Here is a 25489-nt window from a genome sequence, read left to right as displayed (position 1 = left end):
CGGCACCATGCGGGTGCCGCGCACCAGAATCGACGGCTCCCGATCCGCCATGGATCGGGAGCCGTTCTTCTTTCAGCAGCATGTGCCCGGCTGCAACAGCTGTCTGCACACAGCCGCGCAGAGCTGCTAGTGTGGCTGCCGTGATTGCGCCACGAACGAGCGGGACGATGACGAACGACTACGCCTCCTTGCAGCAGTTCGCGCTGACGCTCGCACGATCGGCAGAAGCAGCCATCCTCCCCACTACCAGCGGTGCTCCGTCAGCATCAAAGCCGATGGCACCGAAGTCACGGAAGCGGACCGCGCAGCAGAGACCGTGATCAGGGATCTGCTCGCGCAGCACTATCCACGCCATGCCATTCTTGGCGAGGAATTCGGCGGATCCGCTACCGACGATCCGGATCTCTGGGTGATCGATCCGATCGACGGCACGACCTGGTTCTCGCTGGGTATGCCCGTATTCGGCACGCTGATCGCGTACCTCAAGGAACAGGAGCCCGTCGTCGGCGTGATTCACTTCCCGGCATTGGGCGAGACGGTCTACGCCGCCAAGGGGCTCGGCTGCTGGTTCCAACCACGCACCGGCGCGCCGGTGCGCGTTCGCGTCAGTGACGCCGTGCGGCTGCGCGACGCCGCGATTTCCGCATCCGGCATCCACCGTTCTGATTTCCTGCGGGAAGAACCCGGCAGGCCGTATCACCTGAGCGGCGTGCAACGCCAGGCGCGCAAATTCCGTTTCTGCGGCGATTGCCTCCAGCATGCGCTGGTCTGCCGCGGCAACCTGCACGCAGCTATCGATACCGTCATGCAACCCTGGGACATCGCCGCACTCGTCCCGTGCGTGGAAGAAGCCGGCGGCGTTGCCACATCACTTTCGGGCCAGCGCCATGGCATCCTCTTCGGGGGCAGCCTGCTGACATCCTGCGATCGATCCCTGCATGATGAGCTGCTGGGCACGCTCTAAGGAAGGTGGGAACACGCTGCCAGATTGAACTCCTGCCGACGCCATCGTCTTCGACATGAGGTGAATTGCTCACATGGCCACACTTGTTTTCGGCATGAACCAGTCCCTGGACGGCTACGTGGATCACCTGGCGTTTGCACCTGATCGCACGCTCTTCCGCCACTTCGTCGAGGAAGCCCGGAATCAGGTGGGCAGCCTCTACGGCCGGCGCATCTACGAGATCATGCGTTACTGGGACGAGGATCGCCCGGAATGGGACTCCGACGAGCGCGCATTCGCCGCGGCCTGGCGGAAGCAGCCGAAATGGGTGGTCTCACGAACGTTGCAGTCGGTGGGTCCCAACGCCCGGATTGTCGAGGGCGATCTTGAGACGGCGATCCGAACCCTGAAGGCCGCACACGACGGAGAGATCGAAGTGGCTGGCCCGGATCTGGCGCGAAGCCTTACCGAACATGGCCTGATCGACGAATATCGCATCTACCTGCATCCGGTCGTGCTGGGACAGGGCAAGCCCTATTTCGCTGCGCCCCGACCGCCATTGCGCCTGTTGAGCTCTGACCGGATCGGCGGGGATGTGATTCGGTTGCGCTACGTTCCAGTCTAGTGCGCTCCGCATCATTCCTCTCTTTCCGCCAGCGATCTACCGGAAAGCACATTTGCTATGCGGGCGGCGACGGCGGCATCCGGCTACTCAGCCTGCGCCTGCAACAACACATGGCGCGCGGACTGCGGCCAGCGCGCTTCACCCCACGCAGCTAATACACCTAGCGCGGCATTGCGGGAGCGGATGACCGGACTGCGTAGCGCAGCCTCGACCACGGGCCAGCCCATGCCCGGAAAGGACGCCAGTGGCGTCACGATGAACTCCATGGCCTGGTGTTCGCGGAAGCGCTCGCCCAGACCCGGATCGCAGGCAGGGCCTGTCGCGATGGCGGCAAAGTCGATCTGGCGCTGCGCAAGGGCTACGACACGCTGCACACGCTGTGGGTCGTCCGTCCGCATCAGGTCATACCACTCGTCGGAACCGTCCTTTTCCTGGCGTTCGTAGCGGCGCTCCCAGGGATCCAGTCCGAGAATCTCCGCTGCGCGACAGGCGCGCCAGAACGGGAAGCGCTGCTCCTCGGCAAAGCCCTGCTCGACGATCGGCAACCAGCGACCGCTTGCGACAACGCCGTCGCACGCACTGGCGACCGCGGCGCGTACCTCAGCAGTCCAGCCGCGGTCAGCAGGCAGGGCGACGGCACCACCTTCGTCACGGACCCAATGGCGCAGGCGGTCGACAGAGAGCAGAACCTGCAGGTCAGAGGGGCACCCGCGCCGCAGATGAGCCAACCATGCCTGGACCTCATCGACACCGTCGGCATAGTCACTCATGTCCTGCGCCGGACCGCCGTGAATCAGCTTCTCGAAGATTTCGCCGGCGCCGACAAGCAACGCATCAGCCGCAGGCAGCGCACCGTCAGCATCCCGTTCAAAGCCGGTGAGAAAAGCGTACAGACCCGGGCGCCCTGAATCCCAGGGCATGGTCGGCACTTCATCCTCGTGCCGGGCCGTCTTTGGACGTCCCATCAACCGCTGCAGCCACGCCCTCATCTATTCATTGGTCCGTTCTGATGCGAAGGACGCCGAGTGTATGTCGGTACGCGCAGGAGACAGAAATGTCGATGTCGCATGGCGCTGCAAGCGCCGACGTGGCCGCCCACCATCCCTGTTCTGGAGAAAAGTCGGCGGGGCACCGGCGCCCGCATCCGCTTGCCGGGTCCGTCATTGAAGCTGGAAGTACAGCGGCCGCCTTTACCGGCGGCCGCCGCGATCTTCTGGCGTCAGTAGATCACTGTCATCGTGTTCTTCAGCAGCCCGCGGTACTTCCAGTCAGTAGTAGGCGCGACGTTGAGCAGCGCGTCATACTTGTACTTCTCGCGATCCAGGTGCCAGATCGCAAAGCTGCCACCGGCGTGGCGCCACAAAATGTCGTTCCGGCCATCCACATTGAAATCGCCCAGCGCAAGCGTGGTCCACTCAAAACCGGCGTTGGCACCGGGGACGTTCTGGTAGGTGATGGCGCGCGACCATTCCGAGTGGGCGTCGACGGTCCGCAACTCGCCGAGCTTGTCGCCGGCGGTCTTGCGATAGATCAGGTCGTCGCCGGCGGCGTACAGCACATCCCCCGCCGCACCGGGCACGCGTTCGTAGCCCTGGGTGTGCGGCCAGTTCGACGGATAGCTGTCGCCAACGCGAGTCGCGCCCTTCATGTACCAGATTGCCACGACGTGGTTCAGCACGTTCTCGAACATCAGATCCGAGTAGCCGTCTGCGTTGAAATCACCGACGGCGGCGATGTTCCAGTCCGCCGCACCCGGGGGCGGTTCGGTCAAGTCATTGTTGTTGCCATAGTCGATGGACTTCCGATCAGCGGCGCTTCCGCCGAACCAGATTTCCGACAAACCATCGGCACGCCGCCACGCGAGGTCGGAACGCCCGTCGCCATCGAAATCACCGATACCGGCCAGCGCCGTGGTCGCCGCCACCGTGCCGCGCACCGATTCCCCGAAGCCCGGGTACGACGCTTCGTTGAGATGCCAGTCAAGCAGCTTGATGCGGATTTTGCCGTCCGCGTCGCGCAGCACCAGATCCTGTCCCATTTTCAGGCCCTGGGTGAACTGTCCCGTGCCGATGACATCGGAGTTCTGCACCGTCGCCGCGGGCAGTTCTTTCGTCGAAAGCACGGTGCTGTTGATACCCACCTTCAGAATGCGAACATCTTTCGTGTCGTCCTTCTGCGTGACGATGTGCGTGCCACGTTCCCCCTGCACCGGATAATCATTCATGCCGAACGGCGCCGGCACGATCAACTGCGCATTGCGGTCCGAGGCCTCACCGGAACGCCAGCCTTTCACCTGGGCCCCGTGACGGTCGCCCGGGTCGTTGTAGGAAAGTTCACGACCGACGCTCGCCAACTGCCGGAAATCACCCATGGATCCGTTCGGATCGAAAGTGACGGGCGCATCAATGTCGAGCATGGTGGTATAGATCGACAGGTAGTTGTTCTCACGCACGCCGTTGGCGACGAAGTTCGAGTTCAGGCCCATTTCGATGACGCGGCTCTGTACCGGGAAATCGGACGCCGCCGGCGAAGTGACCTCCCAGAACCCGTTGTAGTTCGCGTAGCGCCCCGGGCGATTGGTGGCCCAATGCCCCTTGATCGCGTTCCGGTGCGTGTGCCCGTTCACCAACATCACGACGTTTGGAAAGCGCAGTAGCAGCGCTTCGAGTTCTGCGCCCGAATAGACCTGCGGAATGCCATCGTCCGTGGTGATCTTGTCCATGCTGTCGATCGTGTGATGACCATACAAGACGATCAATTTGTCCTTGCCGTTCGGATTTACCACCCAGCCCGAACCGTCGGCAGCCCAGTACCTGGTGCTGGCGGCTTTCAGTTCGTTGATGAGCCAGGTCCACTGCTCAGGATCGATCGAGCCACCTGCACCGAAACCGTTGCTGTTGGTCGTATCCAGCGCGATGAACTTGAAGCGATCGTCAGGACCGGAGGAAGGCATGACGTAGTACGGCTTGCCGGAGGCATTGAATCCGTGACCCGCGGGCCAACCGGCGGTTGCGAAGTGCTCGGTAATGAACTGGCTCTTGCTCAGGATTCGGCGATTAGGGTCGGCCGTCGCCGGTACCTCGTAGGTGGGATTGAACAGCGCGTCGGCAATCGCCGAGGCGTAATCCAGGAAGCCGTCCGGCATGATCCACGGGGCGTCGATCTCGCGGATGCGCTCGGCCTTTGTCGCCTGGTTCTTGGCCCAACCGCCCACGCGACCAGTGGGCGGCAGATTGCCCTGGATCGACATGTCGTGATTGCCAAACGCGGCGTACCACGGCATGCCCAGTCCTGGCGATACGAAGTTGCGGCGCGAGGCGCCCAGCAGATAGGGAATGACCGGGAAATCGTGCTGGCGGTACCAGTCGGGTGGGCTGTTCGGATAGGGCTTTGCGCCATTGGGATGGTAGTAGGCACTGGGTAGCGTGCTGTACCACGACCAGTCCGGCATGTTGTATTTGTGGCCGGTGTCGTTGCGGCCGTACCCCGGGCCTTCTTCAACAGTGGGATTGGCCCAGTTGTTCGGGTAGATCCAACCGCCGTCCATCATGTCGATGTAAGTGCGCGTCTCGTTGTACTGGGCGTTATCCACCATGTCGCCGGTGATGAGGGTAAACGCCAGCGGCAGGTTCGTTGCCGGGCCGGCGCCGAGATTGCGCAGCGAGCTCACCATCGCGGCGCCCATCTGGGCGAGCAACCGCTCCTGCGGACGATAGGCGGAACCCGTATCCCACGAGGGATCGACGTCATTGCGCTTGTCCAGAAACGGCACGCGCGCCGGGGATTGATCGTCACAGATCTGCGTATCGGACATGTGCCCGAACGCCAGCAATTGCTGTGTATTGACCAGGTTCTGCGGTATCGGACTGCCATCGAGCGTACGCACCACGCGTGCGTAGGTGCCCGGCTGCGCTACCAGTTTGTTGTAGCCGTGCAGGGAATGCTGCGGCGAACCCGTGATGACCGTACCGAGCGTGGTCTTGTCGGCCGTCGTCGCATAGGCGGCGTCCGGCAGGCTGGTCATGCCAGTGGCAAGGACGACCGTCGCTGCCAGCGTACTCAGCTTGAAACTACTTATGGACATTCGAAACTCCCAACCTCTTTCACAGTGTGATTTCAGGAACACCGCCACGTTGATCACGCCAGACGGATCCGCGCGCGGTGCCTGGGCCGCGGATTCCGGCGACGCGGTACGGCTCATCGGTGCTCGTCCCCCGTCGTGCCAACCGAAGAACGCAGGCTCGGGAAGAACCACGCCATGCAAATTTGCAAATCCACCATCCGACGACGCGGCGATGCCATGGCGTGTTTTGCGAGGGAATTGCGTTCGCGGCAGTAGCGGCCGCCACGTCGCGCCTGCATGGGCTAAAGAGCGAACCCGGCCCGGAAGGGCGACAACGGTTGCCGACGCCGAGAACACGATGGCATCCTCGTCCCCCACTTCGATGGCGACGGACGGCGCACTGCGCCCCTCGATTCCGTTTACGCTCGATACTTCCGGTGGAGAGTGCGATGGCCCCGCTGCGCCAGGCGTTCGAAGCATTGATCGACTTGCCACGACACGAGCAGGAGGCGCGCCTGACGACCCTGCCGTTGAGCGCCGACCAGATTCGAACGCTCCGCCACATGCTGGCCGCGCATGCCGACGAGCGGGGCTGGCTGGATGTCTCCATCGGCGAGGTGCTGGACGAGCTGCGCGGTCCCCGCGAATGGGATGAGCACCTGCTCGGCAAGACCATCGGCACGTTCGTGATCCACGAGCGAATCGGCGAAGGCGGGTCGTCCGTGGTGTTCCGCGCGGAACGCGCAGCCGGCAGTGGCACGCAGTTCGTCGCGCTGAAGATGCTCCGGGCCGGACTGTTTTCCAGCAGCGCCGACCGCCGCTTTCGCCGCGAGCACGCGATCCTCGCGCAACTGAATCATCCAAACATCGCGCGCCTGATTGAAGGCGGCGTCAGCGACAATGGCATCCCCTATATCGCCATGGAGCTGGTCGAAGGCGCGCCGATAACCCGCCACGCCGATCAACGCGGACTTTCGATCGAGGAACGCCTTGCCCTGTTCGCACAACTGTGCCGAACGATCGACGCGGCACACGCCATGCTCGTCGTCCATCGCGACCTGAAGCCATCGAATGCGCTGGTCGATACGCACGGTCAATTGAAAGTGCTGGATTTCGGCATCGCGAAACTGCAGACCGGTGATCAGAATACAGAGCTGACCCAGACGATCTCGCTGACGCCGGAGTACGCCGCACCGGAGCAGTTCTATCGCGACCATCCCACGGTCGCCGTTGACGTGTTTGCGCTGGGCGTCATGCTGGGCGAACTGTTGACCGGCGACCGGTTGCGGCAAGCGGTACTCAGTGCGGCCGTCGCGCGCGGAACGCACGCGCTGCCAGCAGGACTCCCGGCCCGGCACCTGCTTGCGCGCCGGCTTCGCGGCGACCTCGATGCCATCGCGCTCAAGGCGACAGACACGGATCCGGCGCAGCGATACCGGTCTGCCGAGGCGCTCGCCGCCGACATCGATCGCGTGCTCGCCGGGCAACCGGTCAGCGCACGCACCCCAAGCCTGTCCTATCGCCTGAAGAAGTTGGTCGGGCGGCATCGGCTCGCTACGGCCCTTTCGCTTCTGACTCTCCTGGCCATCTTGTCTAGCCTGGCGACGGCGCTGTACCAGCGGCGCCTGGCCCAGCAGGAGGCTGTGAGGGCGAACACAGTCCGGGACTTCGTACTCGATGTCTTCGATTCGGCCAAGGCAAACCTGCCGCGGGAGCAACGCCCTACGCCGGAGGCATTAGTCACGCAGGCCGCGCTTCGACTGGAAGGCACCACAAACCTGGACAACGCGACCCGCTCGGAGCTGACCCGGGCGATCGGCGAAGTGTGGTTGTCGCTGGGCAGCTACGAAGCCGCGGACAAGGCGCTGCAGCAGGCCGCGACCTACGCCGCGGCGTCGCGCGACACCGCCGCGCTGATGGCGATATCCATCCTGCGCGCAGATGGCTGGCAGCGCAGCGGTCGCGCCACGGAGGCGGTACAGGCACTGCTGCCGATCGTGGAGCGGATGCGAAACGCACCGGCGCGGCCCTTGGTCCGCGCCCTTCACGTGCTGGCTCGCGCGGAGATGGATTCGGGCGAACGACAACGCAGCCTGGAACACGTCCGCGAGGCGGCGGCGGTATCGGCGCAGCTGCTGGGCGAGTCGAGCCAGGATGCCGTTGCGGCACGATTGGAAGTCGGCAACACACTCGCGGTATTGGGCCGCAACGTGGAAGCGATCGCCGCCATCGAACCGCAGCTGCAACGCTGGCGCGACGGCGGTTTGCCAGAGGATATCCGCTACGTGCAGGGTGTCGCGAACCTGGTAGTGGCAAACGACGCCCTTGGCCGTTCCGCCGACGCAGAATCCCGGGCGCGGGAACTGCTGGCGCTCAAACGACGAATCTATCCTGCGGCACACGAATCCATCGCCAAGACGCAACGCGATCTGGCGCACCTGCTTGTCCGACGCGGCGACTTCGCCGGTGCGACGGACGCGCTGGCCGACGCGCTTCGGATGCAACGCCAATCGCTGGGAGCAGACCACATCGAGGTCGCCAAGACGATCGAGGCCAGCGGGTACGTACTGATGCAACAGGGAAAACTGGAAGCGGCTGCGACCCAGTTCCTGGAAGTGGCTGCCCACTGCGAGCGCACACGGGTGCAGGACGACGTGTGTCCACGCGCCCGCCACAATCTGGCCAGTGGCTACTACCGCGCCGGGCGCCTGGCCGAGGCGGAAACGCAGATGCGCACGGCACTGGAGGTCCGTCGCCGGTCCCTTGGCGCGGATCACCCGTCGGTGGCAGCGTCCATGACCGGTCTTTCCACTATCACGGCGGATCTCGGAAAAACCGCCGAGTCCCTCTCGCTGGCCGTGGGCGCGCTTGCCAGTTTAGCGCGCTCAGGCCACGGGCAGTCGCGCAACGCGGCGCTGGCGACAGCGGCCTATGCCAACGCCCTCGCCCACGCCGATCGCCACGAGGAAGCCCTGGAACAGACGGATGCCGCGCTCGCCCTGCTGGCCCGCACGGACCCGAAAGACCAGGCCCGCCGCGCCACCGTTCTCGTGCTGCGCGCCGATATTCTTCAGCGCCTGGGCCAGACCAGCGCGTCTCGGAAAGCCATGGACGAGTTCGCGACGATGCAGGTTCCCCTCCTGGAACTTCCGCACGCAACGCAACGCCGGCTCAGCCGCCTGAGGGGCGAGGAGTAGAACGCCGCCGCTACGACGGCTGTCCGCGTTGCTCCGACAGCTGCGCCATCAGGAAGGCACGCGCGTACTGCCAGTCGCGGTCCACCGTTCGCGGTGAAAGCGCCATGAGTTCCGCCACACGCGCGAGCGGCAGCCCCGCGAAATAGTGCAGTTCCATCACCTGGGCGGCACGGGGCGAGTCGGCGGCGAGCACGGCCAGTGCAGCGTCGAGCTCCAGCGCGAGCGAGGGATCGACCGACACGCCGCTGGCGAGCGGATCGGTGAGTGCAATTCTCACGATATCCCCGCCGTCTTTCAGCGACATGCGTTTGCGCGCCAGGTCGATCAGCAGGTGCCGCATCGCTTTCGCGGCATACCCGAAGAACTCCAGTTCCCGCTCAAAGATCAGATCACGCTCGTTAAAGACCCGCAGATACAGCTCATGCACGATTTCCGTCGTGCTGTAGGTCGCGGGCGAACCGGCGTTGTAGCGCTGGCGGCCAGCCATTGCCTTCAAGCGTTGGTATACGCCGGCAAACAGCGCGTTGGCGGCCAGTGAATCCGGAGGGGTCTGCGGCATTGGCGAAGCATCGGGGTGACTGGCGATCATTGTGTCATACCCTCTTCTGATACCGCGCATGAGTATCCGGCCCCGGCGCCTGCCTCGGCGCCAAACGAAAAACCGCCTCCCGACGCGCCATGCGACGGCCCCGCGGCCCGTCACACGATTTCGATCACCGTATCGCCGATCGTCAGGCAGTCGCCCCGCCATACCTCGGCGAAGTAGACAAAGCGCCCATTGAGAATCGTCCGGTTTTTCGAACCGAGGTCGCGCACCCACACGGCCCCTTCGCTGCGCCACAGTTCACAATGACGGCGCGAGATGCGCACATCATCCAGACGGATGCCGCTCTCGGCGCCTCGGCCGATAATGAGAGGGTCGTCGCCAATCCGCGCCTGCAGGCCCATCCGCGGCCCGCTCATGATGACGAGGGTGTAGGAGGCAGCCGGCGCTTCGGCCGCGGAATCGGCGACCCCGTGGCGAGCCCCGTCAGCGGCCACCCGTCGATGATCGAACCGGTTTGCCAGCGGAGTGGCGCGATTGTCGTCCGCACCTGAGTCGGACACGGAATTTGCGCCGTCGGGCAGCGGCGTCGGATGGCTCATTCGCGCACCGGTCGTCGACGAACCGGACGGATTGTTCGCGCCTTGTCCAGGCAGGCCATGGCGTGTTCGGCCAATTGACGTGCCTGGCGCCGGCGAATCCAGGGCTGAAGGAGTGTCTTGAGAAACCGCATCATGACGGCCTGCGTCCAGAGAGGAGTTACGTCCAGAGAACGTAATACCGCGCAAATACATGTCACAGCCCGGGGCGGGCCGTCCCTGCTCCCGCGAAAATCGCCCGTGGACAGCGGCCCCTCCCGCCCCCCTGCAGGCGATTCCGGAAGACGCCAGCGACCTGAACCCTTTGCCCATTGCAAACGCCCGCCGCTTTGTCGAACTCGTAGCTGAGAACGCGGCCGGGCGGTGAAAAGCGTCACGGGATGCCAACTGGCGATACTCGCCCCGCCGATGGCTGGTGATGCGGGCGGACGCGGGGCGAGGATGGGGTCGCCGGCGCTCTAGCGCGAGGTACCATTCTTGTTTTTCGATTCACCGACCAGGCCGGCCTTTGCCGCCTTCCTGGCCACATCCACCGCGGCCTCGAAGGTGAAAAGCTCGGGCAAATCCGGATTATCCAGCGGCCGTCCCAGGATCGGCCTGCCCTTGCTGGTGACGATCAAATAGGTCATTTGCATCTGGTAGCCGTTCCAGTGCGACTCACAGCCGTCGTCCATGACGTATTCCGTCCAGTGGATCGTGGCAAATCGGCCCCATAGACGTCCGGCTATCCGCTCGACAATCCGGAAACGGGTTTTCCGCGCATCGCCTTCTCCTTCCTCGGTCCTTTCCGCGATTCCCACGAATACCGTGTCGCCTTTGCCGAGAATCTCCATCATTCTCCTGGTCTTCGTCGCGATCGTCTCCGCGACCCGCCGTGCCGCTTCTTCCGGGGTCGGCTGGACGTAGGACGGACCGGGATGGTGTTGCATGATTCTGCAGGCGCCCGCAGCCGAAGGCCATGCGGTTCCGATCGCGCCCGAGGCCATGAAAAGTGCAACGGCAGTGCTGCGAATGGCCATCAGGGGTACTCCGGGAGTGCCGTTGAGCAACGGGCACCGTTGCCTGATTTTCAGTGTAGGCCATTGCTGCCGTTTCCGGTCGGCTGCGCCGGCCGGGCTGCAGTGATGGTTGTCGCCGCCGGCTTCGACACCGCGCCGACGCCCGCGTCCAGAGGACGCACGCTGCGCCGCGGCAAGCGGATCGTCACCTGGGTGCCCTGCCCCGGCTCGCTGGCAATTTCCAGATGCCCGCCATGCGCCTGCACGATTCCGTAGGCCACCGACAGGCCCAGGCCGGTGCCGGATCCGACCGGCTTGGTGGTGAAGAAGGGTTCGCACACGTGGGGCAGATGCTCCGGTGCGATGCCGCAACCGGTGTCCGTGATGCGAATCCAGACGCTCGTGTCGTCCTGTCCGGTGCTCAGAATGATGCGTCCCTTTCCGCTGATGGATTGCACCGCGTTCGTCAGGACATTCAGGAATACCTGGTTGAGCTGGAATGGCTGGCAATCGATCGGCGCCAGGTCCGCATACTGCGTGACCACTTCGATCTCTTTGTCGCGCAGTGGCGATGCCATCAGGTTGAGCGTACTGGCTAGCCCCTCGTGCACGTCAACCGACTGCCATTCGGCGCCATCCAGATGGGAAAAGTCCCGCAGGTCCGAGACAATCTTCTTGACCTTGTCGACCCCGTCCTTGGCTTCGCCCAGCAACTGCACGGTGTCGTCGCGCAGGTAGTCCAGCTCGATCGATGCCTTGAGCGATTGGGCCTGCACCAATTCCGGCAACGTCGGATCCACGCGCGGTTCGAGCCGCGCGTACGCGTCGAGCAGCGATACCACGGACTGCCAGTAGTGCTCCAGGCTGCCCAGGTTGGAACGCACGTACGCAATCGGTGTATTGATCTCGTGAGCGACGCCGGCGGCGAGCTGGCCCACCGAGGCCATTTTCTCCGACTGCAGCAACTGGTTCTGGGTACCCACCAGACGCTGGTTGAGTGCTTCCAGTGCGCTGTTTTGCTGGGTCAACGCCGTCTGCGCGGCGACGCGCTCGTCGATTTCCACGTGCAGCTGCAGATTCGCGCGGCTCAGGTCCAGGTTTGCCTCGCGCAGCGCCACCGTGCGTTCGGCGACTTGCGCTTCCAGTACGCGGTTGCGCCGGAGCAAGGCGGCCGTGCGCCAACGGAACACCAGGACAGCCAGCCCCAGTATCCACACGATGACCAGTCCGCGTGTCCACCAGGATTGCCACCACGCCGGCAGCACCTCGAACTCGAACGTGGTGGCAGGCCCCCACGCGCCATAGGGAACGACACGCGCCGCCACTTCGTAGCGGTAGCGGCCAGGCGCCAGGGCGGAATAGCGCGCCTCGCGCGTTGTGCTCGTATTGAATTCGGATTCCCGACCGGCCAGGCGCTCGCGGTATTCGATTTTCCCTTCGCCGAGAAAACTCAAGCCGGCAAACCGCACCGCGAAGGTGTTGTCGCCATAGGGCGTCTGCACGGTGGTGTCGGTGGGCAGGAGCGATTGTTTGCCAAGGGTGATATCAATCAGCGCGACCGTTGGCGGCACCGGGTCGGCGAGGGTGTGCAGCGCCTGGGTATCCACGCGCACCAGGCCCTGCGTGGTGCCGATCCATACATTCCCGCTGGCTTCGGCCAGGAACGACATGCTGGCCGTGTCTTCCCCCACCAACCCTTCGGTATAGCCAAAATGCACGGTGCCGCCGCTGCCGACGACGTCGACGCCTTTGCCGCCGCCGATCCAGATCTGCTCGTCGCGGTCTTCACCCACCAGATACGCCTTGTCGGCGGATTGCGTTGTGGCATTGTCCAGATGTCCCACGATGCGCAGCTTGCCGCCTTCGTACCGGAGCCTCGCAATACCGTACGGTTCGACGTACGGCACCAGCAGTTCGCCGTTGCGGCGTGGAAACACATAGGCCACGCTGTCCTGGCGCAGTCCATCCTGCGCCGTGAAACGTCGCCAGTGCCCGTTCTCGCGCAGCGCCAGGCCATTCCGGCCCGCCGCCCAGATCCGACCGGCGGCATCTGCGCGGACGTCACTGACCGACTCCTGCGCACTGCCTCCGGGCAATGTCACCGGTTCGAAGCGCAGCGTGTCAGCCCGCGTATCCGCGTGGAACAGACCTGCCCGGTCGGTGCTGGCCCAGAGCAGCCCCTCGCCATCGAGCAGCAGTCGGAAGGTGCGCTTGGGATCGGCTGCACCGATTTCGACCCGTTGAATCCGTTCACTGGCCGGGTCGTAGATCAACACGTCATTGCCCGGTACACCGCTCATGTACAGGCGACCGTCCGGGCTCTCCACAATCGAGCGGATCGTATTTGACTCGGTGCCGGCAATGGTTCGGAACGCATCGCCTTCCAGCACTGCAAGACCATGACTGGTGCCCACCCACAGCCGTTGCCTGCGATCACGATGAATGCACCAGACGACGTTGTAGGGCAGCCCTTCCGAGGTGGTGTAGGCGTGCACCGCACCTCGCCCAAGCAACCGGTGCAGGCCGACCGTGCCGACCCAGATGGAACCTTCGCGATCTTCCAGGAACGGCCAGGGCCCTCCGGGCAGCCCCTGCCGGGGACCGATGATGTTCCAGCCCGTTTCACCGCGATGCATCAGTCCCCGGTCATTGGACACCCACAGCTCGCCGCGACGGTCCACGGCCAGGTAACTCCGGTTGCTTACCAGCGGCAGCGGCGTGGCCGCCTCGACGAAACCAGTGGCGCCCGGTTCCAGCACCCACAGGCGTGTGGGCGTACGGGCCCAGACGCGGCCGCCACCGTCTTCCACGATGGCGTCGATACGCTGGTGCGCGTGGAGCTCGAAACGGGTCCAGTGACCGCCGTTCCAACTGAGCACGCTGCCCTGCCCGTTCCAGTGTGCCAGCCACACACGCTGTGCCTGGCGGCGCCGCCACAGCGCCGTCGCTTCGCCGGCCGGCCAGTCGGCGACCGTCGTGAACCGACCATCGGCCGTGCGGGCAAATGGCCCCTGGGGCGTGGCGATCCACAGGCCGGACGGCCCGTCGGCAATCCCGTTGATGGCTTCCCGCGGCAACCCCACGTCCGGCGCAACTGCGACGAAGTGGCGCCCCTGGCGTCGGCAAAGCCCCGCCAGCGTGCCAACCCAGAGCTGGCCATCCGGGTCCTCGTGGATCGCATAGATATGCGTCGACGGCAGCCCTGCTGCCAGGCCGAATTCGTCGAAACGGTAGCCGTCGTAGCGGTACAAGCCGTCCTCGGTGCCGACCCAGAGGAAGCCGACCCGGTCCTGCAGCAGGCGGACGACACTGGTATTGGTCAGCCCCTGCTCGGGGCCGTAGCTGCGGAAGACATAGTGTCCCGGCGGCGGATCTGGCAGCTCGGCAGCACGTGCCCCGGCACTGAAACAGGCCTGGGCACCGCTGATCAACAAACAAATGCGCAGGAAGCGCCAAATGGATACCACCGGCCGGTAGTCGAGCCGACCGGAGGAGTCTGCGGAGGACGCTGCGCTGGGCACGGCGCCATCCTAACCGAGGTGGCGGGCGGACGAATGCAAATCGGCGTGACCAACAGGTCGCCCCGAAAGCTTGCCGGGGGACTTCAGAAACGCCCGGATTGATCCGGCAGCGTCCAGACCGGCCCGTCCAACCCGTGCCGGCGAAAGAGATCAGTGGCCTCGCTGACGGACCACTTCTTCCAGTCGGCGTCCGCGTGACGGGAGTACCACTCTGCCGCGAACCGCCAGATCTGCTCGATCGGGCGGACATCGCCCTTGGGGATGCCGCGCGTCGCACACCAGTGGTCGACCTCCGCCCCGGTGCGGAACACCAGCATGACAGAGCAGGTGTAGATGACATTCTCCCAGGCCTTGCGCATGGGAATCGGGAAGTGGACGACGTAGTCCTTATCCAGCAGGTTGCCGTCCTCGATCCGGATCGTGGCCGGCGCATCCATCGCGCCCAGGCGCGTCTCGATCGTCGCCGTACCTCCGGCAAGGTGCGCCACGCCCAGGGAACACCAGGCGCAATTGCCCCACCAGGCACATGCCCCCGATCTGACCACGCAGGTCGTCGGTGCGGCAGAGAATGGATGGGCCACCCAGACCTCACCCGAATGTGGATGGAGCACCACGCCGTGGTACTCCGCCAAGGCTTGCAAGCCGCTTCGCACCGTCGTTTCATCACAACGGAACCGTGCGGCGATCTCGCTGATCGTCGGTGCCCGCTGGTTCCGGAGAAACCCGCAGATGATGGCTTCGTGCAATGTGGAAAGATTCGTCACGGCCGAATTCTCGTCAAAGGCTGCATCCGGTGCCCGCTGCCCAGCGGTCGTGGCAGGTTACAGTAGGCGCGTCCACCGCGGAACGGAACGCCTCCGTCTCCGTATGAACCGATACCGATTCGCCCCTCACCGACGGAAGATGCACGCAATGGCCCCGATCAAGACCAGACCCACCGACGCCGGCATCGAGGACTACATTGCATCGCGAGCGAGCGAGGAACAGACGGCTGACTGCAAGACGCTGATGACAATGCTCGGCAAGCTCACCAAACAGCCGCCGAGAATGTGGGGGCCGAGCATCGTCGGGTACGGTTCGTACACGTATACCTATCCCAGTGGGCACTCCGGTGAGATGTGTATGGCCGGCTTTGCCATACGCGGTCGCGACCTGGTCGTCTACCTGGGCTGTGACGATGCGGAGCAAGCCGCATTGCTCGCCAGGCTAGGCAAGCACAAGATGGGCAAGTCGTGCCTGTACTTCAAACGACTTGCCGACATCGATATCAAGGTGCTGGAGCAGCTGGTCGCCGGGTCGATCGCCCACGTGAAGAAACGGTACGGCAAGCCGTAGCGTCCAGTGGCCTGCCGGACAGGTCGGCGGTTCCGGAGCGGAATTCCCGGCGTCGAGCCGCCAAAGGCTTTCAAATTCAGCGCGCCCGGGTAAGTATCCTCACCCGCTACACACGATCGGTCATCCAGCGGCGCACCTAGCCCATACCTCACATTGTTTCCGTCCCCATCAAGGATGATCACCATGCAGAACGCCTCTTCCCTCGACACCCAGGCCGGTGCAGCGGTCTACTCGCCCTTCGTACTCAAGGCGTACGACGCGTGGGTGCTCGGCGTATCCAACCGGTGGGCCTGGCAATGCTCCACGACGCAGGTGCTGCTGCCGTTCTATCGCGAACACCTGGGAGCCCGTCACCTCGATGTCGGCGTCGGGACCGGCTACTACCTCGCGCACGCTGGCTCACCGGACAACCGTGCCGTCGCCTTGCTCGATCTCAACGAGACCAGCCTGCGCACAGCCGCCAGGCGCATGGGACGTCCCAACGCCGGTCTGTACGCAAGGGACGTGATGCGCCCCATCGCACTCGATGGCGCCGCACCGTTCGACTCGATCTCGCTGTTCTACCTGCTCCATTGCCTTCCAGGCACGATGACGGAGAAAGCGGATGTCTTCGCCCATCTCAAGCCACATCTGGCGGCCACCGGCGTGCTGTACGGCGCGACGATCCTCGGCGATTGCGCCAGCCACAACGCCTTCGGGCGCACGCTGATGCGCGTCTACAATCGCAAAGGCATCTTCGGAAATCGGTTCGACACCGTCGATTCACTCTCCGATGCCCTGAACCGGCATTTCCGGAAAGTCGACATTCGCGTGCAGGGCAAGGTGGCGCTGTTCGTTGCGAAAGAACCCGGCTAGGGTCGTCTATTCGGGATCGCGCCGGAAATACCCGGCTACGCGGCTCACCGGGCGCCAAGCTGGCTCGCAAAATTGAGGCTCAGCGTCCAGCTTTCGGCGACATCGACATCGCTTCGTGACCCGCGCCCTCCCTCGCCTTCCGCAGTGAAGAGGAAGGGATAGAAGCTGAAGCTGCGGTCGCCCTGCAAGGTGCGCACGTCGTCCTCCCAACCCTGCCAGCGGATCCAGTCGTAAAAGGCGCCAAGCCCCTCCGAAAAGGACCACTGCAGGAATTCGGAGTAGCCCACGTGCAGCGGTTCCCACGCCAGCGAGTCGGGTGCGAAGTAGTACATGCCACCCGGATCGCCGCCGAGCGCGCCGCCGTTGATGGCGAAGAACCCCCCGACGGCGTCGTCGGCGACGAGCAGGAAGCCTTCGCCGCGCCCGACGTTCCAGCCCGGCAGCGTTCGTGTCAGCCGGGGGTGGCCGGAGCCTAGAATGCGCAGCCATCCTCCATCGACCAAGATACCGCCGGTATCATGGATGATCGCTCCCATTGGCGATCGGGTGGTGACCTGCACCTTGAGCAGGGCCGCATCGCGTTGGGCCGACGGAGGCAGGATCTCCACCGACCTGACAGCGGAAGCAGCCCATTGGCGCACCAGGGGAAACGCTGGCTCGTGGAGGTCGATGAGTTCGTACAGGGTACGCATCGTGTCAGGCCATCCTCTCTGCGGTGCAGCATTTTCGACGCATCCCTGGTGCCCACCTGGCGTCCTCCATGACACCCGCAGAAACTAGCATAGAACCCCAACACAGCCAGCCCGTCTGAGGGCGTGTTGGCAACGCTGGTCGGTTTGTGCGGTGGCGTCGGCGACCCCAGCTCGGTATCGGAGTGGACCCTTTTCGGGACTCCAGCGCTGCCCTCTCCATTCGCCGCCTGCCACTGGTCGAGCCTGTCGGCGTGCCGGGCAACGTCACGTGTGCCCACCCGCCATAACCCGGCGCTACCCAAAGCGAAGCGATCGATCGACCTGGAGTCCATCAAGAGTCCGGTCCGCGCACACAGCCCGACGAATCCGCCGGGCACCATCAGCGTCGACCAGCACCATGCTGACCTTGAACCGGCCGATCAGCCGCATGTTCGCCGGATTTGAGACGGTTCGCCGAGCCGACGTGGTTCCGGCAGCGCTACGCCGCTTCCTCGCATACAGAAAAACGACGGCCGCAAGACAGCGATTGTCGCTACCGCTAACTCCGGTGGGTGATAGCAATGGTGGATTCCCGGTGCTGGCAATGACGTAGCACCGTTGGCGACACGCCGTACGGAACTGTGACGTAACGCCCATCTTTCACCCTTCCCTGCTAGCGGCTGACCATGTTTCCCCTCCCGTCGCGGGTACCTGCCTGACGCGTGTCACGCCGGGGGCCCACCTTGCGGGAAGCAGGGCGATACACACGTCATCCTCCCATTCTCTGGATGACCTCAAATGAGACAAGTCATTTCATACACGCAGGAGCGATCGTCCTGGCGGCATCGGGTATCGGGTAGCGCGATTGCGCTACTGGTGATCCTGGGCAGCAGTACACCGACCTGCAACCTGTCGGCCAACGAAATCAAACGCAGTGAATCCGGCAACCCGTTGGAACTGGTTACCGGCGGCCTCCTCGATAGCCTTGGTTGGGACGGCGGCGCACGCGAATGGTTCGGTGCCAGCCTTGCCGTATCACAGGATGCGGTCGTTGTCGGCCTGCCGGGCGACAGCGCAGGTGGACCAGAAAATGCCGGTTCCGTCTATCTGATGCGCCCCGGGTTGCTCGGGCGCCCCTTCGCCAAGCTCATTCCATCAACGCAACGCAAGCACGCCCGTTTCGGGACCTCGGTCGCCGCCCGGAGCTTGCCATTTCCCCAGCCGATTGCCATTGCCGGCGCCCCGGGCGATGGCTGTGGCGCGGTCTATGTCTTCGAAAGCGGCCAGGAGGTGTGGTCCCAGAAGGCCAGGATCGTATCCACAAGCCTGCCCTGCGACGCCGAATTCGGAACGTCCCTGGCGCTGTTCGAAGACACCTTAGTCGTCGGGAGCAAGGGCAAGGGTGCCGTCGTGTTCACCCAAAGTGGTGACACGTGGACCGAACAGGGCGTCCTCCTGCCCGACGACGGCTGGACGAACTCCGGGTTCGGTCGCCAGGTTGCCGTCTATGGCGACATGGTGGTCGTGGGCGCTGTCATTGCCACGGATGGAGGCCCGGCGAGGGATACCGCGGTCGTGTACGACCGCAGAAATGGCGTCTGGAGTCGTACTGCCCTTGCGTCGATGCCCGCGGCCGGATCGAGGCCAGCAGAAGCGGTACCTTCAGTCCCCGTGGCGGCGGTCAACTGGCACAAAATCGTCGTGGGATCACCCTACGCGACGGTGGACGGCAAAACATCCGCCGGCCAGGTGGGCGTGTTCGATCGCGTAATGACCGATCAGTGGAGCAGTCCGCAGATCGTCCTATCGCCACAACCGGCGGCCAATGCGCGATTTGGCGCCTCCGTGCTGATGAAGGTGGATGACGTGCGCAGGCTGTATGCCGCAGATCAGCCGCAGCAAGGGGACCTCGCCCACGTGACCGGCTTTGAATATTTCTCTGACCGGTGGACCGCCATCGGCACCGTGGAACACGCGAATGTGCGCGGTGAATTCACGATACCGATGGATGTATCGCGGGACTTGTTTGTCGGCGTACCGACATTCGATGACGATTTCGAAGAACAGGGCGCGGTCATACAGTATTTGCTGCCGCTCTTCGATGGCAGAACCGGCGATGCGATCGCGGTGGGCGGTGGCGGCCGGGCCTCTGTCGGCATGTCCATCAGTGCCGACGGAGAAACAGCCCTGGTGGGCGCGCCCAGCTACGCCGGTGTCGGCGCGCAGATCTATCTGAAGCGCTACTGGGGAGGGTGGTGGCCGGGACGCGCCTCAAGCCCCGGTGACCCGGACACCGGTGCCGGCGAAAGTGTTGCCATCGATGGCCGCGTCGCCGTGGCGGGTCGTCCGGGTTCCGGGTCAGGCTCCGTGGAAGTATCCCGGTTCGAACAGCAAATGTGGTTGCAGGACGCGATCCTGACCGCACCGGACCTTCCCTACAAGGGATTTGGTGAATCGGTCTCCGCCAGCGGATCGCGCATCGTCGTGGGCGCACGCAGTGACGACACCTTTCAGCAACCGGGCGCAGCCATCGTCTACGAACGCGAAAACAGTACGTGGATACGCAAGGCTGTCCTGACACCGGCCTCTCCGGGGGCCGGTGGTTTCGGCCGCTACGTCGACATCCAGGGCAACACAATTGTCGTGGGTGCACCACGCGACACCCTGGGCGGAAACACGCCGCGCGGCGCCGCCTACGTATTCGCGCTGGTGAATGGCACCTGGACTCAGCGCGCACGGCTGACAGACATGGACGGCCAACCCGGCGATCGTTTTGGCGAAATGGTACAGATCGACGAGGGACGCATTATCGTCGGCAGCCCCGGCTCGCTCGAGCGGCGCGGAAAAGCGTACGTGTTCACAAAGTCCAATGGCAGCTGGAACCGGACTGCCGAACTGGTGGCACCCGACGGAATAGCCGGTGACGAGTTCGGCTCCGCCGTCGCCATCGATGGTCCAGCCGTTCTGGTCGGCGCGCCCATGGCAGCGGTCGATGGGCTGGCACGCGCCGGTGTCGCCCACAGCTTCAGCCATGGCGTCGACGGCTGGCAATGGCGTGAGCGCCTGGTTGCACCGATCATCAACGCCCGCGCACAGTTCGGCCGCGCCGTTGCGATATCCGGCTCCTATGTCCTGATTGGCGCCCCCTATGCATCGACCCCACCACCCTATGGCACCAGCAAGGGAGGAGCGGTGTTCGCCGGATCGTGGGAAGTCTTGTCCGACGGTACGCAGGCGAAGCGCTAGAAACAGGCCGTAGCAAGCGATAGTGAACCACTCCCCCGGCTTTCGCCGGCGGGAGTGGCGGACCTATTCCCGGCGTGCTTCGGCCGGCGCCTCCGACGTTGGTTGCACCGGTCGCAGCGCCTGGATCAGGAGATTTGCCGTTGCTTCCGCAGATCCATCGCCAGTGAGCGCAACGGCGACATACGCGTTGTCGGCCAGCGAATAGGCCACGACGGCTTTCACACCCGGCGCGCCGCCGCTATGGCCAATCCAGATAGCGGGGTCGCCCTGCGTCGACGGGATCTCGTAGGCCATCACACCCATGCCGTAACTCATGGGCTGCCCGAACATCGGATACAGGCGCGAATACATCAGGCGCAGGGATTCGAGGCGAACCAGATGCCCCTGGAGCAAGGCACTTTCAAACGCGACCATGCCTTCGGCGTCCGCGGCGATCGGTCCGGAAGCGCCCGGTGTTCGCGGATCAACGGCAGGTTCATCGGTAGTGGAAGCCGGCGACGCGATGTCCGCCAGTGCGTCCTCCCTGACAATCGTCCGGACGCGTCCATGTTTCAGGCGGGCAACCACGCGCTCGGTCAACGCCTGCTCCAATGGCTTTCCCTCAACGGCTTCAATGACCGCGCCCAGCAAGGTGTAGCCGGTGTTCGAATAGCGCCAGTTCGTACCTGGACAGAACAGTGGACCGTGCTCGCGCGCGATCGTGACGACCTCGGTTGCCGACAGACGCCGTCTTACAGCGCGGAAGGCGGGATCTTCGTTGTAGCTGTAGAGGCCGCTGGTGTGCGACAGCAGCATTTCCACGGTGATCATTTCACCATTGGGTACATTTTCCACCCAGCGGGAAATGGGATCAGTCAGCGCGAGCTTGCCCTCTTCCATCAGCTGCATCACGGCAACAGCGACAAATGACTTCCCCGCACTCGCCCAATAGTGCAGCATTTCCGGCCCGCTCCCGGGATGACGGGCCTGCCAGGTACCCCTTCCCGGTGCTTTGACCGCCACCGTCATGGCGGTTGCCCGGGTCGCTGTCAGGGCCTTCTGCATCGCCGCCTGGAGCCGACGGGCCGTCTTCGTATCCAGCGCGGCGTCGCTACCCTCACCGACGGACCACGCCGCGTCCAGCGGGAGTTGGCGTCGTGGCGGCCCACTATAGGCTGCATCTGGCTTGCAATCGTCCGTGGCGGCCGCCGCATGTGCAGGCAGTGGAATTGACGCTACTGCCAGCAAACACCGAATCCCGATGGGGAGCAGCTTGCAAGTCGACAGGGAATTCATGGCGCGCATGCTTCCAGGTGGAGGAACGCGCCATCCTAGGGCGTCACCGGCACCGCAGTATGAAAGCTTCCTGAGCTATTACGGCTACGCCCGTGTCTCAACAAGGCCACGCCCAGCCAGATGAACCAGGCGATCTGGCTCAGTCCGAAAACCGCCTTGGTTGCTTCGCCAGGCGCGACAGTCGCGATACCTGCTGCGCCTACCAGCAGGCCGAGATAGCACAACGGCCTTGATAGAGCGCCACCGAGGGCGGCAATGCTGAGGAGCAGCACCCAAAGGCCGCCGACAACCTCATTGCCGCCGCCAATGCCCTCGACGACCACGTTGATCGTCGAGTACATGGCGAATGCGCGATCCGGGTCTTTGCCCGCCCAATCGACAGCGGCGAACAATCCGACATTGGCAATCATGCCAGCTGCGATCACCAGTCCGACCCATAGCATTCCGAAGACGGCCGACAGACGCGCCAGCAGAGGGCTGCCCGCCCTCAATCGTTCATGGACCGCAAGAACCAGCAGCGCCAGCGCGACGCCAAAGCCGACGAAGCCGGCCAGGTGCATGCTGGCAAGCAACGCTGCATGGTCGGCCAGATAGGCCAGCTTTTCGACCACGCCAGCATCGACGGGGTACTTCCAGTACGCGCCGAAAAAGGCAAACAACAGAATGTACAGAGCCGCCTCGACAAGAGCAGCTATTCCGCCAAGCTTTTGCAAACGTTCCATCACCATTTCTCCAATGACTTCTGACCAGGCCGCGAACAGGCCACTTTTCATCGCACGACTCAGGCGCGGCCCAGCCGCGCCCCCAACAGGACGTGACTACAGATGTGGTTTCCACAGAAGCTGGTAGGCGCCGAAGACGCCCAGGGCGGTCAACGCGGTGAATCCAGCCAGCGTAACCACGATCGCCATTCGCACGCGGGCCGACTGCACGCGCTGGGCAAGGAAATACAGCTCCAACACGGCCAGCGGCAGCAGGTAGCAGCCGAACGCCCAGGCCAGGTCGAAGGGGCCGTCCACGGCCGGTGTGCTCCAGCGGGGCCCTTGATTCAGAAGGATCCAGGCCGAAAATCCGAGCCGGTAGAACCACACGCCGTTGACCACCATGAAGCACCGCAGCGCCCAGCGCCGATGCCTGGCGAACTGGCCGTGACGGGCGTAGCGGAGAGCCAGCGCCGAGAAGAAAAGGATCAGCACCGCATTCACGCTGATCCCCACGGCACCGCCAAGGCTCAAATGGGCCCCACGCCACCAGGTCATCAGCAGCCCACTGGTCGCTGCCACCGCTGCGATTGCCAGGAACAGGCGCCCGTTCCAACGGTGGAGCGCCGGCCAGCGCTGCCGAACCTGCGGAGCCAGCTGCAGCAGGCCACCGAGTGAGAGCACGATCGCCAGCAGAACGTGACTGATGAACAAGGCATTGCCAGCCGTATCGCCGGCGACATGGCCGACGATCGCCTTGCGGTTCCACGCTGCAGCGTCACCCGCCCAGGTCGGCGCGCCGTAGGCAATGGCAAGGTAGTAGACGAACAGCCAATGACCGGCCGCGGCGACGGCATACCAGGCGGCCGCCACGAGCGCGAGGGCCGTTCCGCCGCGTGAACGGGGTAAGGGGATAGCGATTGCATTCATGCAGTGGCCTTATGCGAGGTGGTGTGACGGGCCGGGTGTCACCTGGCGGGCCCGCGCATTCCGTTGTCGGCGATCCCACGACTCGCGTCTCGCCGATTCGGAAATCGGCGAATGCTTTTCGGTCCACCATGACCTTTGGCTGCACCAGATGACCGTCGTTCTCCCCTGACTATCGGGAGTTGACCGTGACTGCCGGCCACGCAACCATGGCGCCCTCTCGACGATGGAGTGGGCGCCGCCAATGGACTCGCTGGTAACGCTGACGCAGTTCGCGGCGATCGCAGTGGGACTGGCCTGGCTGTTCGCATTGCTGGCCACGCCGCGCAAGACGGCTCTGCATGTGACCTGGGCGGTGTTCTGCGGCTCCCTCTGCCTGATGTTGGCCAAGGCCGCGATGGCCGACTCGCTGGGCAGCTACCGTTACCTCGTCGGCATGGGCGCCTGCGCTACCTGCAACGTGTTCTGGCTGGTTTCACGGGCGCTGTTCCGGACCGGACAGCCCTTCCAGGCCCGGCACATCCTGTTTGCGGCCGCGCTGTCTGCGCCCATCGTGCTCGGTCAGTTGATGCAGTTGGTCGCCGCACAGGAAGTGCTCGGCAACCCCCTGTATCGCATTGCTACCGGCGGTATTGCCGAGTGGATTCAGCTGCTCGGCTCTGGCGTCCTGTTGCTGGCGTTCTGGGAGGGCGCGCGCGAGTGGCGCCGCGACCTGCCAGCCGCCGAGCGGCGACTGCGCTGGCTCTTTCTCAGTACCTATGTGGCCTGCGCACTCGCCTGCACGCTGTGGACCAGCCCGACCCAGGATCCGACCTCGCCCCTGGCGCAGATCGGCCCGTTGCTGGAGGCAGCCAGCGCCCTTGTGATGCTGCTGGTGGCCGGCTATGCCGTCCATTTTCGTACCCGGAATCCACTGGTCGAGGAAATCGCTGCTACCCCCTCCGAACCCGAACGGCTCCCGGATGACGACGACCTCGCCTTGGCCCGCCGCATCGAATCCTGCGTGCGCGACCGATCGCTATACCTTGAGCCGGAACTGAAAGTGGCTGACCTGGCCGAGGCACTGGCAACGCCGGACTACCGCATCAGCCGGGCCATCACGCTGGGCCTCGGACACGCGAACTTCAATCGCTTCATCAACAGCTACCGGATCGATCACGCGACACGCCTGCTCAGCGATCCGGCGCTGCGTTCCCGTTCCATTCTGGCGATCGGCATCGACAGCGGGTTTGCCTCGATCGGCCCCTTCAACCGCGCCTTCAAGGCCAGCACCGGCCAGACGCCCAGCGCGTTTCGCAGTGAGGCGCTGGACGGTCCGCGTGACACAGCGGCTTCCGTGGCGACGGCATGACGGCGCGCGCCAAAGCTCGCGTCGCCCTTATCGCCGGTGCAACGGGGCTGGTGGGCCGGCAGATCCTGGAGGGGCTGCTTGCCGATCCCGGCGTCGGTGCCGTACACAGCCTCGGCCGACGAAATCCGGCCCCGCACCCGAAGCTGACCGCGCACAGCGTCGACTTTGCCGCGTTGCCCGCCCTGCCGCCGGCTGACGAGGTGTACCTCGCGCTGGGAACGACGATCAGGGTCGCCGGAAGCCAGGAGGCCTTTCGCGCGATCGACTACGACGCCAATCTGGCAGTGGCAACTGCCGCGGTGGCCGCCGGGGCGAAAACCCTCGGCCTGGTGAGCTCCATGGGCGCCGACGCCCGATCGTCGATCTTCTATAGCCGGGTGAAAGGCGAACTCGAAGACGCCGTGGCGGCACTGCCCTTCACAGGGAGGGTTATCGCCCGCCCGTCCCTTCTGCTCGGGAACCGGGAAATGCTCGGCCAACCCACCCGCCGGGGAGAGTTCTGGGGGGGGGCGTACTCGGCAACGCCCTCGGATTTCTGATTCCCGCGAACTACAAGCCCATACGCGCCTCAGCCGTTGCAGCCGCGTTGCTGGCAGCCGTTCCGTCGGCAACCGGCAATACCATCCTGCTTTCCGGAT

General features: G+C 64.4%; 19 protein-coding genes. 8 read left to right on the top strand and 11 right to left on the bottom strand.

Translation table 11 applies throughout. The annotated features are described in order from the left end of the window. Nucleotides 1-217: 217 nt before the first annotated feature. The gene (locus N4264_RS14065; protein ID WP_343232006.1) at nt 218-964 is read left to right on the top strand and encodes an inositol monophosphatase family protein; all 747 of its coding nucleotides are present in this window, start codon (nt 218-220) and stop codon (nt 962-964) included. A gap of 73 nt (nt 965-1037) precedes the next feature. Continuing rightward, nucleotides 1038-1568, top strand: coding sequence for a dihydrofolate reductase family protein (locus tag N4264_RS14060; protein WP_261692882.1), 531 nt, complete (start codon nt 1038-1040; stop codon nt 1566-1568). 83 nt (nt 1569-1651) lie between these two features. Here N4264_RS14060 and N4264_RS14055 read toward each other — a convergent pair whose 3' ends face one another. Together N4264_RS14055 and N4264_RS14050 are read right to left on the bottom strand one after the other, a co-directional pair. After that, nucleotides 1652-2488: a hypothetical protein gene (locus N4264_RS14055; protein ID WP_261692881.1), complete on the bottom strand. Its 837-nt coding sequence runs from the start codon at nt 2486-2488 to the stop codon at nt 1652-1654. A 299-nt stretch (nt 2489-2787) separates the two neighbouring features. Then, a complete protein-coding gene (locus N4264_RS14050; protein WP_261692880.1) occupies nt 2788-5769 on the bottom strand; it encodes a hypothetical protein in 2982 nt (993 codons plus the stop codon). A gap of 311 nt (nt 5770-6080) precedes the next feature. Here N4264_RS14050 and N4264_RS14045 point away from each other — a divergent pair, with 311 nt between their 5' ends. Then, nucleotides 6081-8828 (top strand): serine/threonine-protein kinase, encoded by a 2748-nt coding sequence (locus N4264_RS14045; RefSeq protein ID WP_261692879.1) that lies wholly within the window; start codon nt 6081-6083, stop codon nt 8826-8828. A 10-nt stretch (nt 8829-8838) separates the two neighbouring features. On the opposite strand, the gene N4264_RS14040 is transcribed toward N4264_RS14045, so the two are convergent. The 5 genes from N4264_RS14040 to N4264_RS14020 form a co-directional block, all read right to left on the bottom strand. Further along, nucleotides 8839-9417 carry an ECF-type sigma factor gene (locus tag N4264_RS14040; RefSeq protein ID WP_261692878.1) on the bottom strand — a complete coding sequence of 193 codons (579 nt, stop codon included), beginning with the start codon at nt 9415-9417 and terminating at the stop codon, nt 8839-8841. Between the two features lie 110 nt (nt 9418-9527). Further along, on the bottom strand, nt 9528-10166 hold the full coding sequence (locus tag N4264_RS14035; protein WP_261692877.1) for an FHA domain-containing protein: 639 nt from the start codon (nt 10164-10166) through the stop codon (nt 9528-9530). Between the two features lie 263 nt (nt 10167-10429). Further along, nucleotides 10430-10990: a hypothetical protein gene (locus N4264_RS14030; RefSeq protein WP_261692876.1), complete on the bottom strand. Its 561-nt coding sequence runs from the start codon at nt 10988-10990 to the stop codon at nt 10430-10432. Between the two features lie 50 nt (nt 10991-11040). Then, the gene (locus N4264_RS14025) at nt 11041-14490 is read right to left on the bottom strand and encodes a sensor histidine kinase (RefSeq protein WP_261692875.1); all 3450 of its coding nucleotides are present in this window, start codon (nt 14488-14490) and stop codon (nt 11041-11043) included. Nucleotides 14491-14573: 83 nt separating this feature from the next. Next, nucleotides 14574-15254, bottom strand: coding sequence for an alkylmercury lyase family protein (locus tag N4264_RS14020; RefSeq protein WP_261692874.1), 681 nt, complete (start codon nt 15252-15254; stop codon nt 14574-14576). Between the two features lie 148 nt (nt 15255-15402). Between N4264_RS14020 and N4264_RS14015 the strand changes: the two genes are divergently transcribed. Beyond that, entirely contained in the window at nt 15403-15825 is a 423-nt protein-coding gene (locus N4264_RS14015) for a DUF1801 domain-containing protein (protein ID WP_261692873.1), read from the top strand. Nucleotides 15826-16008: 183 nt separating this feature from the next. Next, nucleotides 16009-16680, top strand: a complete 672-nt coding sequence (locus N4264_RS14010; RefSeq protein ID WP_261692872.1) for a class I SAM-dependent methyltransferase — start codon at nt 16009-16011, stop codon at nt 16678-16680. Between the two features lie 44 nt (nt 16681-16724). Here the strand turns inward: N4264_RS14010 and N4264_RS14005 are convergent, their stop codons facing one another. Further along, the gene (locus tag N4264_RS14005; RefSeq protein ID WP_261692871.1) at nt 16725-17372 is read right to left on the bottom strand and encodes a DUF2625 family protein; all 648 of its coding nucleotides are present in this window, start codon (nt 17370-17372) and stop codon (nt 16725-16727) included. A 777-nt stretch (nt 17373-18149) separates the two neighbouring features. Between N4264_RS14005 and N4264_RS14000 the strand changes: the two genes are divergently transcribed. Further along, entirely contained in the window at nt 18150-20597 is a 2448-nt protein-coding gene (locus N4264_RS14000) for an FG-GAP repeat protein (RefSeq protein WP_261692870.1), read from the top strand. A gap of 63 nt (nt 20598-20660) precedes the next feature. Here the strand turns inward: N4264_RS14000 and N4264_RS13995 are convergent, their stop codons facing one another. From N4264_RS13995 to N4264_RS13985, 3 genes are all read right to left on the bottom strand, one after another. After that, on the bottom strand, nt 20661-21641 hold the full coding sequence (locus N4264_RS13995) for a serine hydrolase domain-containing protein (protein WP_261692869.1): 981 nt from the start codon (nt 21639-21641) through the stop codon (nt 20661-20663). Nucleotides 21642-21907: 266 nt separating this feature from the next. Next, complete coding sequence (locus N4264_RS13990; protein ID WP_261692868.1) at nt 21908-22645, bottom strand: hypothetical protein; 738 nt, start codon at nt 22643-22645, stop codon at nt 21908-21910. Between the two features lie 45 nt (nt 22646-22690). Beyond that, nucleotides 22691-23503: a DUF2306 domain-containing protein gene (locus tag N4264_RS13985; protein ID WP_261692867.1), complete on the bottom strand. Its 813-nt coding sequence runs from the start codon at nt 23501-23503 to the stop codon at nt 22691-22693. 241 nt (nt 23504-23744) lie between these two features. Between N4264_RS13985 and N4264_RS13980 the strand changes: the two genes are divergently transcribed. Together N4264_RS13980 and N4264_RS13975 are read left to right on the top strand one after the other, a co-directional pair. Then, a complete protein-coding gene (locus N4264_RS13980; RefSeq protein WP_261692866.1) occupies nt 23745-24851 on the top strand; it encodes a helix-turn-helix domain-containing protein in 1107 nt (368 codons plus the stop codon). Then, nucleotides 24848-25390, top strand: coding sequence for a Rossmann-fold NAD(P)-binding domain-containing protein (locus N4264_RS13975; protein WP_261692865.1), 543 nt, complete (start codon nt 24848-24850; stop codon nt 25388-25390). Before N4264_RS13980 ends, N4264_RS13975 begins: the two co-directional genes overlap by 4 nt. Nucleotides 25391-25489: the final 99 nt, after the last annotated feature.

It is taken from the genome of Tahibacter amnicola (assembly GCF_025398735.1).
Lineage (GTDB): Bacteria > Pseudomonadota > Gammaproteobacteria > Xanthomonadales > Rhodanobacteraceae > Tahibacter > Tahibacter amnicola.
This window is presented reverse-complemented; position numbering and strand designations above follow the sequence as displayed.

Excerpts from the sequence above, each read along its gene's own strand:
- N4264_RS14060 (WP_261692882.1), top strand. The coding sequence starts at position 1,038 with ATGGCCACACTTGTTTTCGGCATGAACCAGTCCCTGGACGGCTACGTG.
- N4264_RS14055 (WP_261692881.1), bottom strand. The coding sequence starts at position 2,488 with ATGCCCTGGGATTCAGGGCGCCCGGGTCTGTACGCTTTTCTCACCGGC.
- N4264_RS14050 (WP_261692880.1), bottom strand. The coding sequence starts at position 5,769 with ATGAGCCGTACCGCGTCGCCGGAATCCGCGGCCCAGGCACCGCGCGCG.
- N4264_RS14045 (WP_261692879.1), top strand. The coding sequence starts at position 6,081 with ATGGCCCCGCTGCGCCAGGCGTTCGAAGCATTGATCGACTTGCCACGA.
- N4264_RS14040 (WP_261692878.1), bottom strand. The coding sequence starts at position 9,417 with ATGATCGCCAGTCACCCCGATGCTTCGCCAATGCCGCAGACCCCTCCG.
- N4264_RS14035 (WP_261692877.1), bottom strand. The coding sequence starts at position 10,166 with ATGTATTTGCGCGGTATTACGTTCTCTGGACGTAACTCCTCTCTGGAC.
- N4264_RS14030 (WP_261692876.1), bottom strand. The coding sequence starts at position 10,990 with ATGGCCATTCGCAGCACTGCCGTTGCACTTTTCATGGCCTCGGGCGCG.
- N4264_RS14015 (WP_261692873.1), top strand. The coding sequence starts at position 15,403 with ATGGCCCCGATCAAGACCAGACCCACCGACGCCGGCATCGAGGACTAC.
- N4264_RS14010 (WP_261692872.1), top strand. The coding sequence starts at position 16,009 with ATGCAGAACGCCTCTTCCCTCGACACCCAGGCCGGTGCAGCGGTCTAC.
- N4264_RS14005 (WP_261692871.1), bottom strand. The coding sequence starts at position 17,372 with ATGCGTACCCTGTACGAACTCATCGACCTCCACGAGCCAGCGTTTCCC.
- N4264_RS14000 (WP_261692870.1), top strand. The coding sequence starts at position 18,150 with ATGAGACAAGTCATTTCATACACGCAGGAGCGATCGTCCTGGCGGCAT.
- N4264_RS13995 (WP_261692869.1), bottom strand. The coding sequence starts at position 21,641 with ATGCAGAAGGCCCTGACAGCGACCCGGGCAACCGCCATGACGGTGGCG.
- N4264_RS13990 (WP_261692868.1), bottom strand. The coding sequence starts at position 22,645 with ATGAAAAGTGGCCTGTTCGCGGCCTGGTCAGAAGTCATTGGAGAAATG.
- N4264_RS13985 (WP_261692867.1), bottom strand. The coding sequence starts at position 23,503 with ATGAATGCAATCGCTATCCCCTTACCCCGTTCACGCGGCGGAACGGCC.
- N4264_RS13980 (WP_261692866.1), top strand. The coding sequence starts at position 23,745 with ATGGACTCGCTGGTAACGCTGACGCAGTTCGCGGCGATCGCAGTGGGA.
- N4264_RS13975 (WP_261692865.1), top strand. The coding sequence starts at position 24,848 with ATGACGGCGCGCGCCAAAGCTCGCGTCGCCCTTATCGCCGGTGCAACG.